Genomic DNA, 14345 nt, shown 5'->3' with positions numbered 1-14345 from the left:
TTTGCCGACGCGCCGTGTTCTGAAAGAGCGGAACAATGTCTGCGATCGAAACCGGCGCCCTCGCGCCGGAAAACCTTTGGCGTCAGGAAATCGGGGCGACGGTAGCGCTCGCCTGGCCGATGGTGCTGACCAATCTCGGCCAGACCGCGATGACCGCGACCGACGTCATGATGATGGGCCGGCTCGGGCCGGACACGCTTGCCGCCGGCGCGCTCGGCTCCAACCTCTATTTCATGCCGCTGATCTTCGGCTTGGGCCTGATGCTGGCCACTTCGCCGATGATGGCGACCGAGCTCGGCCGCCGCCGCCATTCGGTGCGCGACCTGCGCCGCACCGTGCGCCAGGGCCTGTGGCTGGCGATCCTGATCTCTCTCCCGATCTGGATATTTCTTTCGCATGGCGAAGAGGTGCTTCTGGCCATGGGCCAGAAGCCGGAGCTCGCGCATCAGGCCGGCATCTATCTGCACTGGCTGCAATGGGCGGTGCTGCCCTTCTATGGCTATATCGTGCTGCGCTCCTTCATCTCGGCGCTGGAGCGGCCGGGCTGGGCGCTGATCATCGTCTTCGTCGCGGTCGCCTGCAACGCCTTCTTCAACTGGGTGTTCATGTTCGGCAATCTCGGCGTCAAGTCGATGGGCATCGCCGGCTCCGGTCTCGCCACCACTCTGTCCAGCACGCTGATGTTCATCGGCCTGGCGGCGGTGGTGATGCTCGAGAAGAAATTCCGCCGCTACCGGCTGTTCGGCCGCTTTTGGCGCTCCGACTGGCCGCGCTTCCGCGGCCTGCTCAGGCTAGGCCTGCCGATCGCCGGCATCCTTGCCTTCGAGGTGACGATCTTCAATGCGGCAGCGCTGCTGATGGGCCTGATCGATGCGGACTCGCTCGCAGCCCACGCCATCGCCATCCAGATCGCCTCGATCTCCTTCATGGTGCCGCTCGGCCTCAACCAGGCGGCCACGGTCCGGGTCGGCCTTGCGCATGGCGCCGGCAATCCGGAAGGCGTGTCGCGCGCCGGCTGGACCGCCTTCGTCATCGGCGTCTCCTTCATGGCGCTGATGGGCCTGGTGATGATTCTGTGGCCGCACGCGCTGATCGGCGCCTTCATCGACCTCGGCGATCCGGCCAATGCCAGGGTGATCACGCTTGCCGTGTCGTTCCTGGTGTTCGCCGCGCTGTTCCAGATCTTCGACGGCGCCCAGGCGGTTGCCGCCGGCATGCTGCGCGGGTTGCACGACACCAAGGTGCCGATGATCTATGCCGCGATCGGCTATTGGGGCGTCGGTCTGCCGCTCGGCGTGCTGCTCGCATTCCATTTCGGCCTGAACGGCGTCGGCATCTGGATCGGCCTGGCCTCCGGGCTGGCCGTGGTCGCGGCGCTGCTGCTCGCGCGCTGGCTCAGGCGCGACCGCATCGCGCCGGCGCTCGCCTTCGGGCATTGATCGACAAGGCTGCCGGTCCGCTCGGCAGCCTTTCGCCGGTTCAACGAACCGCCGCCCGCTCCAGCCGCCGCGCATATTGCGTCAGCGGGAAGCACATGACGAAGAAGATCAACGCCACCAGCCCGTAGACCTTGAACGGCTCGAAAGTCGCGTTGTTGATGGCGTTGGAGGTTCTGACCAGTTCCTCGAAGCCGATGATCGAGGTCAGCGCCGTCGATTTGATCAACTGCACCAGGAAGCCGACTGTGGGGGCGCGGGTGATCGCGAAGGCCTGCGGCAGGATGATCAGCCGCAGTTCCTGCAGATAGTGCAGGCCGAGGCTGGCGCCGGCGTCCCACTGGCCGCGCGGCAGGGCGTCGACGCCGCCGCGCCAGATTTCGGCGAGATAGGCGCTGGCGAAGAAGGTAAGGCCGAGCACCGCCGCCGTCCACGGCTCGATGCGCAGCCCCAGCATCGGCAGGCCGAAGAACATCAGGAAGAGCTGCATCAAAAGCGGCGTGCCCTGGAACAGCGCGATGTAACCCGAAGCGATCCGCTTCACCCATTTATTCCGGGCGATGCGGAAGAACAGCACCACCAGCCCGACCAGCGCGCCGCCGATGAAGGCCGCGAGCGACAAAAGCACCGTCCAGCGCGCGGCGAGCAGAAGGTTGCGCACGATGTCCCAGAAGGTGAACTCGATCATGACACGCCGGCTCCGAGCGCTCGGCGGCCGCCGCTGACCAGCAGCCGGCGCAGCCCCATCGACAGGCCGAGATAGACCATCGTCACGACGAAATAGGTCTCGAAGGCGCGAAAGGTGCGGGCCTGCAGCATGTCGGCCTCGTAGGTCAGCTCGCGCACCGCGATCTGCGAGACAACGGCCGATTCCAGCATCATGATGACGATCTGGCTGGTCAGCGCCGGGTAGATCACTTTCAGCGCCTGCGGCAGCACGATCTTGATGAACACCTGGCGGGGCCTCAGGCCAAGCGCCAGCGCGGCTTCGGTCTGGCCGCGCGGCACGGCGTCGAGCCCCGCCCCGACGATTTCGATCGTGTAGGCCGCCATGTTGAGCGTCATCGCCAGCATCGCCGCCAGGATTGGATCCAGCCTTATGCCAAGGCTGGGCAGCCCGAAGAAGATGAAGAACAGCTGCACCAGGAATGGCGTGTTGCGCATCACCTCGACATAGACGCCGATCGCCGCCCGAAGCGGCTTCGGGCCGTTTCTTTTTCCGGCGGCGCCGAGGATGCTGAGGAAGGTGCCGGCGAACGTCGTGACGGCGATCAGAAGCAGCGTCATCGCCGCGCCGCGCGCGATCACGCCCGCCGCACCCGCAAGCCAGCCGAAGTCGAGGCTGTAGCCCATGGCGATTGACCTTGTTGGAAGCGCCTGACCCAAGAGCAATTCCAGGAAAAGTGTGAAGCGGTTTTCCGTCCGGAATTGCGAGAAAACAAAGAGGGAGAGCGGGTTCGGCCCCCGTACGGAGCCGAACCGATCGGCATCAATCCTTGAGGTTGTCTGGATTGAGCGGCGTCTTCAGCCAAGCCTTGGAGCTTTCGTCCAGCTTGCCGTCGGCGAGCATCTTGGCGACCGCGTCGTTCACCGCCTTCTTCAGCCGGTCCTCATTCTTGTTGAGGCCGATATGCGAAGGCGAGGTGAGCAGCTGGAATTTCTGCTCTGGCTGCAGCACATCCTGCTTGGCCAGCACCTGCGCGCCGACATCGTTGCCGACCACCATCAGCTGCGTCTGGCCCGAGATGAAGGCCTGGATGACGGAATTGTAGTTGTCGAAGCGGCGGATATCGGCGGACGACGGCGCCGCTTCGGTCAGCGACGTATCCTCCAGCGTGCCGCGGTTGACCGCGATCGACTTGTCGGCGAGGTCTTCCTTGCCTTTGACCGCGAGCGCTTTCGGGCCGATTACGGCGATATAGTAGGGCGCGTAGGCGGCGGCGAAATCGATGACCTGCTCGCGTTCCTTGGAATAGCCGACGCTCATCAATATATCGACGCGCTTGTCGGTGAGATACGGGATGCGGTTCTGGCCGGTGACGCTGACCAGGTTGAGCTTCACCTTGAGCGAATCGGCGATCGCCTGCGCGACGTCGATGTCATAGCCCTTGATGCTCATATCGGCGCTGGCCGAGGAGAAGGGCGGGAAGTCCGAGAAGATGCCGACATTGATGGCGCCGGCCTTGACGATGTCGTCGACGGCGTCGGCTTTCGCCTGAGTAGCGAGGCCGGCAGTGCCGAGCATCATCGCTGCTGTGATTATGGATTTCAGTGCGTTGCGAAGAGTCATTGTTGTTCCCCTGCTGGAAGCTTGTTTGTTGCGTCCGGCCGCCGGCTCCAGCGCGGCGGCCGTATTGGCTAAGCAATTCCAGGAAAGTGTGACGCGGTTTAGGCTTGGCGACTTCGCCATAGCTTCCGTCCGGAATTGCGTGAAATTAAGAAATCTCAGCCTTTCTTGATCGCCGGGCTGAACACCATGAGGCTGAGAATCTCGAAAAGCACCTGCGCGCCGACATGGGCGGTGTTGGTGGTGGAGTCGTATTGCGGCGCCACCTCGACGACGTCGCCGCCGACGATGTTGAGGCCCTTCAGGCCGCGCAGCAGTTCGAGCACCTCGCGCGTCGTCAGCCCGCCGACTTCCGGCGTGCCGGTGCCCGGCGCGAAGGCCGGATCGATGCTGTCGACATCGAAGGAGATGTAGGTCGGCCCCTCGCCGACAATCTTGCGCGCCTTTTCGATGATCGCCGGGATGCCGAGGCCGGTCACCTCCTCGGCATGCACGACCGTCATGCCGGACTCGTAGGTGAACTCCCACAGATATTCGGCCGAGCCGCGGATGCCGATCTGGATGGTTCGCGACGGATCGAGCACGCCGTCCAGCACCGCGTTGCGGAAAGGGCCGCCATGGTGGAACTTGGTCATGTCGAACAGCCCGCTGGTGTCGCAATGGGCGTCGATATGGATCATGCCGACGGGCGACTTCTTGCCGACCGCCTTCAGGATCGGATGGCTGATCGAATGGTCGCCGCCGACCGAGAGTGGCAGCACGCCCGCATCGACGATCTGGTTGGTGCGCTTTTCGATGTCCTCGTGGCTGATCTCCAGCCGGTAGCGACTGCGGAACGGCGTGTCGCCGATGTCGGCGACGCGAAGCTCATGCGTCGGCGCGCATTCCAGCACATGATTGTAGGGCCCGATGCGTTCGATGGCGCGCAGCGCGCGCGGCCCGAAGCGCGAGCCGGGCCGGTTGGTGACGCCGAGATCCATCGGCACGCCGATCATCGCCACCTGCAGGTCGCCGAAGTCCGGGTTCTCGGCGGCGATCTCGCGATAGGGCGCGGCGAGGAAGGTCGGGATGCCGGAATAGGGGGCGAGGCGGGTGCCCGACTTGTTGAAGATCTTGTCGGCAACCTTGCGGAATTTCGGGTCGAACATCTCGCCGCCATGGCTCTCGCCATATTTGCGGCGCAACGCTTCGAGCTTGCCGCGATCGTAACCCATATCCGGTCCTCCTGTGCTTGCCGCCCGCACGGACGATTTGCCAAGCCGGCCACAAATCCAGCCCCTTGTCCGGCTGGATCGTTGCTCGCTGTCCTCGCGGATTCCACGTCTCTTGAAGCTGTTCCGGGCAAAAGTGTCGGGCAGCGGCATTGAAAAATCAATTGATATTGTTAGGGTCTTGGTTGTGAGAAAATCTCACAAAGCAGGAACCCTTCCATGGCCAAGCGCCTGCCGCCGCTGAACCCGCTGCGCGCCTTCGAGGCCACGGCGCGGCACGCCTCGCTGACCAAGGCGGCGGGTGAGCTCAATGTCACGCATGGCGCCGTCAGCCACCAGATCAAGGCGCTCGAGCAGTCGCTCGGCGTGAAACTCTTCGAGCGCACCGGCCAACGCGTGAAGCTGACGCCGCATGGCGCCGAATTCCTGCCGGCGGTCTCGGCCGCCTTTGAGGGCATCGCCGCCGCCACGCAACGCATGACGCGGCCGGCGAGCGCCGGCACGCTGTCGGTCTCCTGCGTGCCGGCGCTGCTCTTGTTGTGGATGACGCCACGACTCGGCTCCTTCACGGCGCAATATCCCGACATCCAGCTGACGCTGATCCCGTCCAACGATCCCAAGGACATCCGCGCCGCGGACATTGACATCTGCGTGCATTATGGCGACGGCGGCTGGAGCGACTGCTGGATACGCAAATGGTCCGGGCTGGAGCTGTTTCCCGTGGTTAGTCCGACACTGATCAACAACCGGCCGATCCGCAGCGTCCGAGACCTCGCCGATCATGTGTTCCTACATGGCGACGACGGCCGCGAATGGCACACCTGGCTGGCGGCCGCCGACGCGCTCGACCTCGAGCGCGGCCGCCGCCATCGTCTGGGCGATGCGCGCATGGCGACGGAGGCCGCCGTGCACGGCCATGGCGTGGCGCTCGGCGATTCCGTCACCGCGCGCGCCTTGCTCGCCAGGGGCATGCTCGTCGCGCCTTTCACGCTCTCGGTGCCGGCGGTCGACGATTTCTACGTCGTCTGCCGCAACGAGATGCGCTCGGCGCCGATCGTCCAGTTGTTCATCGACTGGCTATTCGCGGAGAAGGAGCAGGACGAGGGCCGCGCCGATGCCCCCGTGGCCGGCCGCGTGCCGAGCCGCAGGAAACGTCCCGCGCTGAAGGTTATCGGCGCCAAAGCAATTCCAGGAAAAGTGTGAAGCGGTTTTCCGTCTGGAATTGCGTCAAAACAAAAAAACTGGAGCATTTCGCCGTTTCCGTGAAACGGTGAAAATGCGCCAGGGCGCTGTCCTGACGGCTGGACTTGCATGGCTGCTTTTTGTCGGGCCAGCTTGCAAAGCGGGGAGCGCGTTCGAAAATACAATGCTAAGAGGCAGTTGGCTGAGGCATTCCAGGAAAACCGCGCGACGGTCTTCCATCCGGAGTTGCTCGAACAAGGACTTGAAGCGTGGCGCCCGCGTTTGAGTGCGTCGTGCTTCGGGGTGAGGAAGCATGGCAAAGACTGATATAGCGCGGCGCGTCTACAACCACACCTGGAAGCTGGACCCGATCGTCCGCAGCCTGCTGGACACCGATTTCTACAAGCTTCTGATGCTGCAGATGATCTGGGGCATGTATCCCAAGGTCGACGCCACCTTCACCTTGATCAATCGCACAACCTCGGTGCGCTTGGCCGACGAGATCGACGAAGGAGAATTGCGCGAGCAACTCGACCATGCCCGCACGCTTCGCTTTTCGAAAAAGGAGATGATCTGGCTGGGCGGCAACACTTTTTACGGCCGCAAGCAGATCTTCGAACCGGAATTCCTGGCATGGCTCGAGGATTTCCGCTTGCCCGCCTACGAGCTGTCCAGGCGCGACGGCCAGTACGTGCTCTCCTTCCCCGGCCCCTGGATGTACACCACGCTCTGGGAAATCCCGGCTTTGGCCATCATCAACGAGCTGCGCTCGCGAGCTGCGATGCGTTCCTTCGGCCCCTTCGCGCTCGATGTGCTCTATGCTCGCGCCAAGGCCAAGATGTGGGCCAAGACCGAGCGGCTGAAGGCGCTGCCCGGCATCCGCATTTCCGACTTCGGCACAAGACGCCGTCACTCTTTCCTCTGGCAGCGCTGGTGCGTCGAGGCGCTGAAGGAAGGCATCGGCGATGCCTTCACCGGCACCTCCAACGTGCTTCTGGCCATGGACAACGACCTCGAGGCTTTGGGCACCAACGCCCATGAACTGCCGATGGTGTTTGGGGCTCTTGCCAATTCCGAGGAGGAGTTGCGGCAGTCGCCCTACAAGGTGCTGCAGGACTGGCAGCGCTATTATGGCGGCAATCTCCTGATCGTGCTGCCCGATGCCTTCGGCACGGACTCCTTCCTGCGCGACGCGCCGGACTGGGTCGCCGACTGGACCGGCTTCCGCCCCGACAGCGCGCCGCCGATCGAGGGCGGCGAGAAGATCATCGACTGGTGGCGCAAGAGGGGCAAGGACCCCAAGCAGAAGCTGCTGATCTTCTCCGACGGCCTCGAGGTCGAGACCATTGAGGAGACCTACAGGCACTTCCGCGGCAAGGTGCGCATGTCCTTCGGCTGGGGCACCAACCTCACCAACGATTTCGAAGGCTGCGCGCCGACGGAGACCGACAGCCTCGACGCCATCTCGCTGGTCTGCAAGGTGACGGAAGCCAATGGGCGGCCGGCGGTGAAGCTGTCGGACAACCCGGCCAAGGCGACCGGGGATGAGAAGGAGATCAAGCGCTATCTCAGGATCTTTGGCGAGAAGGGAAGGGTGGAGCATCTGGTGAAGGTGTGAGGGCGGCTCCCTGTGGCATCGTCGAGCGGTCCTGCGAGGCTGGATAGGTCGAGTTCCTTCGCCCCCCTCTCTGTCCTGCCGGACATCTCCCCCTCAAGGGGGGAGATTAAGCTTGTGTCTCCGCTTTCGCCAACCTTCGACGTTGCGAAGGAAGAACCGGCGCTGAAACTGCTAATCTCCCCCCTTGAGGGGGAGATGTCCGGCAGGACAGAGAGGGGGGCCGTAGAACGCCGTCGCCGCAGGTTAGCCTTCTCTCTCGCTTTCCTCGCTGCCCTCCCCACCCCCGCCTTCGCCCACGCCTCCGATCGCGGTCACGTCCTGCTTCTCCCGACCGGCTACTACATCGCCGGCGGCGCGTTGGCCGTGGCCATCAGCTTCCTCGTCCTGGCGCTGCTGCCGCCCGCCGCCCTCGACCGCATCTGGCGCCGGCGCCTGACCATGTTCACCTTCGGCGATGCTCCGCGCACCCTCTTCAGCTTGATTTCATTTGCCGGCTTCATACTTCTCGTCGCTGCCGGCTTTCTCGGCAGCCGCGACCCGCTCTCCAACCCGCTGCCGCTGGTGATCTGGACGCTGCTGTGGGCAGGCTTCACCCTGCTGCAGGGCGTGCTCGGCGATCTCTGGGCATGGCTCAACCCGTGGTACGGGCCGTGGCGTGTCGCCTCTGGCGTCTTCGGCTTTCCTGCGGACGATGCAAAACGATCGCGCCTGCCCAACTGGCTCGGCTACTGGCCGGCATTCGTGCTGTTCTTAGCCTTCGCCTGGTTCGAGCTGATCGATCCCGCCCCCGACGATCCGGCCCGCCTCGCCTTTGCCGCCGGCCTCTACTGGCTGGCGAGCTTCATCGCCATGCTCACCTTCGGCTGCGACGCCTGGAGCAAGCGCGGCGAGTTCCTGACCGTTTTTTTCTCGATGGTCGCCCGCTTCGCGCTTGTCGAGCGCCATGACAGCCGCCTCTCCCTTTGTTGGCCGGGCGCCAAATTGCTGGCGGCCGAACCCTTGCCACTAAGTGGCACGGCTTTCCTCCTGCTGGCGCTGTCGTCGGTGTCCTTCGACGGCCTGTCGAAAACCTTCTTCTGGCTCGGCCTGTTCGGTGTCAATCCGCTGGAATATCCCGGCCGCACCGCGCTGATCGGCATCGGCAGTTTTGGCGTGGTGCTCACCTTCGCCTTGCTGGCGGCGGTGTTCGCCCTGGCCGTCTTTCTCGGCCAGCGCCTCGCCGGCGACGAACATTCTTTCGGCGAGGCGGCCGGCCTGCTGGTCTGGTCGATCGTGCCGATCGCGCTTGCCTATCACATCGCGCATTACCTCGCGGTGCTGCTGGTCGACGGCCAGTACGCGCTGGTCGCGCTCTCTGATCCTTTCGCGCTCGGCTGGAATCTCTTCGGCACCGCCGACAGGATGGTCGAGGCGGGCATTGTCGCCGGCGCTGACTCGGCCTGGTGGCTCTGGAATCTGCAGGCCGGCGTCATCATCGCCGGCCATGTGCTGGCGGTGCTCGTCGCGCATGGTCTTGCCTGGCGGCTCCACCAGAAATCGTCGCGCGCAGCGCTCAGTCAATTGCCACTCACCTTGCTGATGATCGCCTACACGATCTTCGGCCTTTGGTTGCTTGCCACGCCGACCGCCGGATGACACAAAGCATGCCAACGATGCCGTCGGGTAAAGCTCGCTTGCCAGGCCAAAGCTTTGGTGATTTAGTTTGTACACATGCAATTTTTCCATCCTTCGGAACGGGATGGATTAGCCGCCTTATCGCTGGTCAAGACTGAAAAAACAGGGGAACGGACATGGCTGACAAGAACGGATTTTTCGACCTCTCCAGGACAACGCTGTCGCGCCGCACTGCGCTGAAAGGCATCGCCGCCGGCGCCGGTCTTGCGCTGGCGCCCGGCTTCGTCCGCTACAGCCAGGCGCAGAGCTCGGCGCCGATCAAGATCGGTTTCCAGTCGCACCGCACCGGCATCGGGGCCGCCTATGGCCGCTGGTACGAGAAGACAAGTGCTGCCGCCGTCAAGGCGATCAACGACGCCGGCGGCATCAGCGGCCGCAAGGTCGAGCTGGTGATCGAGGATGACGGCACCGATCCGGCGCGCGGCGCCGAGGTGGTCAACAAATTCGCCAAGCAGCACAAGACCGACATCGTCTTCGGCACCTTGTTCTCGCATGTCGTGATCGGCTCGGCGCCCGCCGCCGGCGAGAACAAGATCCCCTATTTCGTGGTCAGCGAAGGCCATCACGTCGCCTCGACCAAACTCAACCGCTACGTCTTCCAGCCAGGCATCACCGACGTGAAGAGCCAGATCCAGTCCATGGCGCCGTGGATCGCGGCGAACGCCGGCAAGAAGGTGACGCAGATCTTCCCCGACTTCGCCTTCGGCTACGATCATCGCGACTACCTGCCGCCGGCGCTGAAGGCGCAAGGCGCCGACGTCATCGCGCAGATCGCGATCCCGCCGACGGAATCGTCCTTTACCAAATACTTCCCGCAGATCCCGGCCGAGACCGAGGTGATTTACCACGTCATGGTCGGCCCTGCGGTGCTCACCTTCGTCAAGGAGCTCGGCGAGTTCTACGGTTCGCAGAGGCCGCAGCTTTTCGGCTTCATGGATTCGCTCGAGGCTGTCGACATCAACAGCCCCGGCCTCGAATTCCTCGACGGCAGCCATTTCTGGGAAGGCTCGCCGCGCTACGCGCAGCCCGATGATTCCGCCGCGCAGAAAGCCTACCGCGCCGCCGTCGGCATCGACGACAATGGCGCCGCGGTCGGCGATCCCAAGGACATCTCCACCGCCTCGCACATGTTCGGCTGCTGGGAAACGCTCTACGTCGTCAAGAAGGCGATGGAAGATGCCGGCTACAAGGGACCGGAGGACCGCGCCAAGCTGGTCGAGGCGACCGAGGCGCTGAAGGAATTCGCCGAGGGACCGGAACATCCGCAGGGCCCGAAGACCTTCAACGGCAAGATCCACCAGTGTTTCGGCATCCAGAACATCTCCAAGGTCGAAGGCGGCAAGCTCAAGGTCGTGCACAAGACCAAGATCGAGGACGGCCTCTACGAGCCGGAAGGGGATTACACGACGCAGGCGCTGTAGGTTCATTCCACCCAGCGTGAGCGCCCAGGCCCCCCTCTCTGTCCTACCGGACATCTCCCCCTCAAGGGGGGAGATCAGCTGTTATTTCCGCTTTCGCCAATCGCCCAGGCCGGCAGGTGGGTGCCTTCGCAGGAACTGCCAATCTCCCCCCTTGAGGGGGAGATGCCCGGCAGGGCAGAGAGGGGGGTCTCGCGCCTCCGTCGGCAAATAATCCATGCATTTCGGACCCCACCTCCTCCTCGCCGCCCTTGAAGGCCTGGTCACCTCCGCCGTGCTGGCGCTGACGGCGCTCGGCCTGTCGCTGGTGTTCGGCGTCATGCGCATCGTCAACGTCGCGCATGGCGAGTTCTTCATGCTGGGCGCGGTGCTCGCCTGGGCGGTCTCGACGGCGATTTCCGGCCATCCCGCGGTAGGTTTCGTCACAGCACTCGTGATCGCGCCCTTGCTCGTCGGGCTGGTCGCATTTCTCGCCGAATGGCTGGTGCTGCGGCGGCTGAACTACAACCCCGAAAGCACCATCGTCGCCACCATCGGCATGCTCTACATCATCCAGCAGCTGGCGCTCACCTTCTACGGTCCAGAGGCACGCCCGGTTGAGCCGCCCTTCAGTTACCGCATCCTTCTGCCGTGGTTCGGCTATTCCGGCTACAAGCTGTCTGTGGTCGTCGCTTCGGCCATTTTGCTCGTCATCACCTGGCTGGTGCTGACCCGCACGAAGATCGGTCTGATCATGCGCGCCACGCAATATGATCGCGAGACAGCGCAGGCCTTCGGCATTCCGGTCGAGCGCGTCTATGCCGGCGTCTTCGCCGTAGGCGCCATGCTGGCGGCGATCGCCGCGGTGCTGATCGTGCCGATCAGCCAGGCGCATTATCTGATGGGGCAGGACCCGCTGCTTTTGTCCTTCATCGTCGTCATCATCGGTGGCCTGGGATCGCTGCGCGGCACCGTCGTCGCCGCCATCCTGATCGGCCTCTCCGACGGCATCATCTCGATGTTCTTCTCGCCGACGCTCGCCAAGATCATCGCCACGCTGGTGGTCGCCATGGTGCTGGTGTTCCGGCCGCAAGGCCTGTTCGGAACCGCGCCGCGATGAGGGATGCTTCGCCGGCAAAGACGTATGCCCTGCATATCGGCGTCATCGCGCTTCTGTTCGCGCTGAACTTCGTCCTGCCGGATTACCATCAGGGTCTGTTTGCCCGCATCATGGCACTGGCGGTCTTTGCCATGGGCTACAATCTGCTCTTCGGCTATGTCGGCCTGCTCAGCCTCGGCCACGCCATGTTCTTCTCGGCCGGCCTCTATGGCGCGGGCTTGACCGTCTACCACCTCGGCTGGGGCGTGTCGGAAGGCTTCCTTGCCGGCGTCGCTTGCGGCGCGCTGCTCGCCCTGGTCATCGGCCTGCTGGCGCTGCGCACTTCAGGCGTGGCCTTCATGATCGTCACCATGATGTTCGCCCAGGTCTTCTATCTGACGATCCTCTATTTCGCCCCCTGGACCGGCGGCGACCAGGGACTGGTCATCCAGCAGGCATCCCGGGTGGTCGCAATCGGCGGCGCATCCCTCGACCTGACCGACCCGACCGTGCGCTACATGGGCGCGCTGGCGCTGTTCTCGGTCGTGCTTCTCATCACGCTCGCCCTTGTCCGCTCCCGCTTCGGCCGCGTGCTGGTCGCCATCCGGGAGAACGAAGAACGCACGAAGATGCTTGGCTATGACACGGTTGCCAACAAGCTCATCGCTGTCGTCGCCTCCGGCGCCATCTGCGCGGCGTCGGGCGCCGCCTATGCGCTGCTGTTCGGCTATGTCGGATCGAATTTCGCGTCGATCCAGTACTCGATCCTGCCGCTGCTCTGGGTGCTGCTCGGCGGCGCCGCGACCGCGCTCGGACCGCTTATCGGCACCCTGTTCATGTATTATGTCACCGACATCACCAGCGGCTTCACGTCCGCCTATCTGCTGATCGTCGGCGTCGCGCTCATCCTGCTCGTCCTGTTTGCCCCGAAGGGCATCATGGGCAGCATCCGCGAGCGCTGGCTGGGGTGGCTGCCATGATGCCGTTGCTCACCACCAAGGGCCTTTCGCGCCAGTTCGGCGGCCTGCGCGCCGTCGACGGCGTCGACTTCGCGCTGATGCCGGGCGAGATCCGCGCCGTCATCGGCCCGAACGGCGCCGGCAAGACGACTTTCGTCAGCCTGCTCTCGGGCCGCATCCGGCCATCGTCGGGTGCCGTTGTCTTCGACGGCGTCGACATCACCGCTATGCCGGCCTACCAACGGGTCAGGCTCGGCGTCGCCTACACGTTCCAGATCACCAGCGTCTTCGCCAACCTCACGGTCTTCGACAATGTCGCCCTGCCGGTGCAGCGCACGCTGACCGACGGTCGCACGAAGGGACAAGTCAGGACCGGCGTCATGGCGGCGCTCGAGCGCACCGGACTTGCCGACCGCGCCGGCACGCTGGCCGCGCATCTTTCCTACGGCCATCAGCGTCTGCTCGAAGTGGCGATGGGCCTGGCGCTGAAGCCGCGCCTGCTGATCCTCGATGAGCCCACACAGGGCCTGGCCGACAGCGAGATCGACAATTTCATCACGCTGGTCCGCGGGATCGCGACGGACTCGACGGTGCTTCTGATCGAGCACAACATGCCGGTCGTCATGGGACTCGCCGACCGCATCACCGTCTTCAATTCGGGCAAGATCCTCGCAGAGGGCACGCCGGGCGAGATCCGCGCCAATGCCGAGGTGCAGGACGCCTATCTCGGAGCGACCCATGGCTGACTCCGTTGGAACCAGTGGCGGATTGCTCACCATTGCCGGCCTCGATTGCTTCTATGGCGAGGTGCAGGTGCTCTACGGCCTCGACCTTGTGCTCAACAAGGGCGAGGTGCTGTGCCTGTTCGGCCGCAACGGCGCCGGCAAGACGACGACATTGAAGGCCATCATGGGGCTGGTCCCGCCGGCCGCCGGCTCGATCAAGCTGGACGGCAAGGAACTGACCGGACTAGCCGCGCATGACGTGCCCAAGGCAGGCGTCGCCTATGTGCCGCAGGGCAGGCGCCTGTTCGCCGAGATGAGCGTTGCGGAAAACATCGAGATCGGCTTGATGGCGCGCGGCAAGGGCAGAGAGACGCGCGAGAACGTCCTCGATCTCTTCCCGCTGCTACGCGAGCGGCTGAAGCAGCGATCCGGTACGCTCTCCGGTGGCGAGCAGCAGTTGCTGGCCATGGCCCGCGCGCTCTGCCTCGAACCGCAGGTGCTGTTGCTGGACGAGCCGACCGAGGGCCTGATGCCGTCGATGATCGCCCGGATCCGCGAGACAGTGGCCAAGCTGCGCGAGCTCGGCGTCTCCACCATCCTGGTCGAGCAGCGCGTCGACGCCGTGCTCTCGGTCGCCGACCGCGTTTGCTTCATCGAGAACGGCCGCAACCGCGAGACGGTGGACGTCGAAGCGCTGCGGGCGGATCCCTCGGCGGTGCGAAGATATGTTGGGGTGGGCTGAGGTCCTGAAATTGCC

13 protein-coding genes are annotated in these 14345 nt (G+C 64.2%); 9 read left to right on the top strand and 4 right to left on the bottom strand.

What is annotated here, in order from left to right; all coding sequences use genetic code 11:
- Positions 1–35: 35 nt before the first annotated feature.
- Positions 36–1439: an MATE family efflux transporter gene (locus tag EJ069_RS22775; protein WP_126063225.1), complete on the top strand. Its 1404-nt coding sequence runs from the start codon at positions 36–38 to the stop codon at positions 1437–1439.
- Positions 1440–1479: 40 nt separating this feature from the next.
- Here EJ069_RS22775 and EJ069_RS22770 read toward each other — a convergent pair whose 3' ends face one another.
- From EJ069_RS22770 to speB, 4 genes are all read right to left on the bottom strand, one after another.
- The gene (locus EJ069_RS22770) at positions 1480–2124 is read right to left on the bottom strand and encodes an amino acid ABC transporter permease (RefSeq protein WP_126063224.1); all 645 of its coding nucleotides are present in this window, start codon (positions 2122–2124) and stop codon (positions 1480–1482) included.
- Positions 2121–2789, bottom strand: a complete 669-nt coding sequence (locus EJ069_RS22765) for an amino acid ABC transporter permease (protein ID WP_126063223.1) — start codon at positions 2787–2789, stop codon at positions 2121–2123. The genes EJ069_RS22770 and EJ069_RS22765 overlap by 4 nt, the downstream gene beginning before the upstream one ends.
- A gap of 136 nt (positions 2790–2925) precedes the next feature.
- On the bottom strand, positions 2926–3726 hold the full coding sequence (locus EJ069_RS22760; protein WP_126063222.1) for a transporter substrate-binding domain-containing protein: 801 nt from the start codon (positions 3724–3726) through the stop codon (positions 2926–2928).
- 155 nt (positions 3727–3881) lie between these two features.
- The gene (speB, locus tag EJ069_RS22755) at positions 3882–4937 is read right to left on the bottom strand and encodes an agmatinase (protein ID WP_126063221.1); all 1056 of its coding nucleotides are present in this window, start codon (positions 4935–4937) and stop codon (positions 3882–3884) included.
- 216 nt (positions 4938–5153) lie between these two features.
- Here speB and gcvA point away from each other — a divergent pair, with 216 nt between their 5' ends.
- The 8 genes from gcvA (at position 5154) to EJ069_RS22715 (ending at position 14330) form a co-directional block, all read left to right on the top strand.
- A complete protein-coding gene (gene gcvA / locus EJ069_RS22750) occupies positions 5154–6137 on the top strand; it encodes a transcriptional regulator GcvA (RefSeq protein WP_126063220.1) in 984 nt (327 codons plus the stop codon).
- A 292-nt stretch (positions 6138–6429) separates the two neighbouring features.
- The gene (pncB, locus tag EJ069_RS22745; protein WP_126063219.1) at positions 6430–7734 is read left to right on the top strand and encodes a nicotinate phosphoribosyltransferase; all 1305 of its coding nucleotides are present in this window, start codon (positions 6430–6432) and stop codon (positions 7732–7734) included.
- Between the two features lie 195 nt (positions 7735–7929).
- Positions 7930–9369 (top strand): hypothetical protein, encoded by a 1440-nt coding sequence (locus EJ069_RS22740; RefSeq protein WP_126063218.1) that lies wholly within the window; start codon positions 7930–7932, stop codon positions 9367–9369.
- Positions 9370–9524: 155 nt separating this feature from the next.
- The gene (locus tag EJ069_RS22735; RefSeq protein WP_126063217.1) at positions 9525–10829 is read left to right on the top strand and encodes an ABC transporter substrate-binding protein; all 1305 of its coding nucleotides are present in this window, start codon (positions 9525–9527) and stop codon (positions 10827–10829) included.
- Between the two features lie 214 nt (positions 10830–11043).
- Positions 11044–11925 (top strand): branched-chain amino acid ABC transporter permease, encoded by an 882-nt coding sequence (locus tag EJ069_RS22730; protein WP_126063216.1) that lies wholly within the window; start codon positions 11044–11046, stop codon positions 11923–11925.
- Positions 11922–12884 (top strand): branched-chain amino acid ABC transporter permease, encoded by a 963-nt coding sequence (locus EJ069_RS22725; RefSeq protein WP_126063215.1) that lies wholly within the window; start codon positions 11922–11924, stop codon positions 12882–12884. Before EJ069_RS22730 ends, EJ069_RS22725 begins: the two co-directional genes overlap by 4 nt.
- On the top strand, positions 12881–13609 hold the full coding sequence (locus EJ069_RS22720) for an ABC transporter ATP-binding protein (RefSeq protein ID WP_126063214.1): 729 nt from the start codon (positions 12881–12883) through the stop codon (positions 13607–13609). The genes EJ069_RS22725 and EJ069_RS22720 overlap by 4 nt, the downstream gene beginning before the upstream one ends.
- A complete protein-coding gene (locus EJ069_RS22715; protein WP_126063213.1) occupies positions 13602–14330 on the top strand; it encodes an ABC transporter ATP-binding protein in 729 nt (242 codons plus the stop codon). The genes EJ069_RS22720 and EJ069_RS22715 overlap by 8 nt, the downstream gene beginning before the upstream one ends.
- Positions 14331–14345: the final 15 nt, after the last annotated feature.

The sequence above is a fragment of the Mesorhizobium sp. M2A.F.Ca.ET.043.05.1.1 genome (assembly GCF_003952445.1).
Classification (GTDB): Bacteria; Pseudomonadota; Alphaproteobacteria; order Rhizobiales; family Rhizobiaceae; genus Mesorhizobium.
This window is presented reverse-complemented; position numbering and strand designations above follow the sequence as displayed.

Coding starts and splice junctions, on each gene's coding strand:
- EJ069_RS22775 (WP_126063225.1), top strand. CDS start 36: ATGTCTGCGATCGAAACCGGCGCCCTCGCGCCGGAAAACCTTTGGCGT.
- EJ069_RS22770 (WP_126063224.1), bottom strand. CDS start 2,124: ATGATCGAGTTCACCTTCTGGGACATCGTGCGCAACCTTCTGCTCGCC.
- EJ069_RS22765 (WP_126063223.1), bottom strand. CDS start 2,789: ATGGGCTACAGCCTCGACTTCGGCTGGCTTGCGGGTGCGGCGGGCGTG.
- EJ069_RS22760 (WP_126063222.1), bottom strand. CDS start 3,726: ATGACTCTTCGCAACGCACTGAAATCCATAATCACAGCAGCGATGATG.
- speB (WP_126063221.1), bottom strand. CDS start 4,937: ATGGGTTACGATCGCGGCAAGCTCGAAGCGTTGCGCCGCAAATATGGC.
- gcvA (WP_126063220.1), top strand. CDS start 5,154: ATGGCCAAGCGCCTGCCGCCGCTGAACCCGCTGCGCGCCTTCGAGGCC.
- pncB (WP_126063219.1), top strand. CDS start 6,430: ATGGCAAAGACTGATATAGCGCGGCGCGTCTACAACCACACCTGGAAG.
- EJ069_RS22740 (WP_126063218.1), top strand. CDS start 7,930: ATGTCCGGCAGGACAGAGAGGGGGGCCGTAGAACGCCGTCGCCGCAGG.
- EJ069_RS22735 (WP_126063217.1), top strand. CDS start 9,525: ATGGCTGACAAGAACGGATTTTTCGACCTCTCCAGGACAACGCTGTCG.
- EJ069_RS22730 (WP_126063216.1), top strand. CDS start 11,044: ATGCATTTCGGACCCCACCTCCTCCTCGCCGCCCTTGAAGGCCTGGTC.
- EJ069_RS22725 (WP_126063215.1), top strand. CDS start 11,922: ATGAGGGATGCTTCGCCGGCAAAGACGTATGCCCTGCATATCGGCGTC.
- EJ069_RS22720 (WP_126063214.1), top strand. CDS start 12,881: ATGATGCCGTTGCTCACCACCAAGGGCCTTTCGCGCCAGTTCGGCGGC.
- EJ069_RS22715 (WP_126063213.1), top strand. CDS start 13,602: ATGGCTGACTCCGTTGGAACCAGTGGCGGATTGCTCACCATTGCCGGC.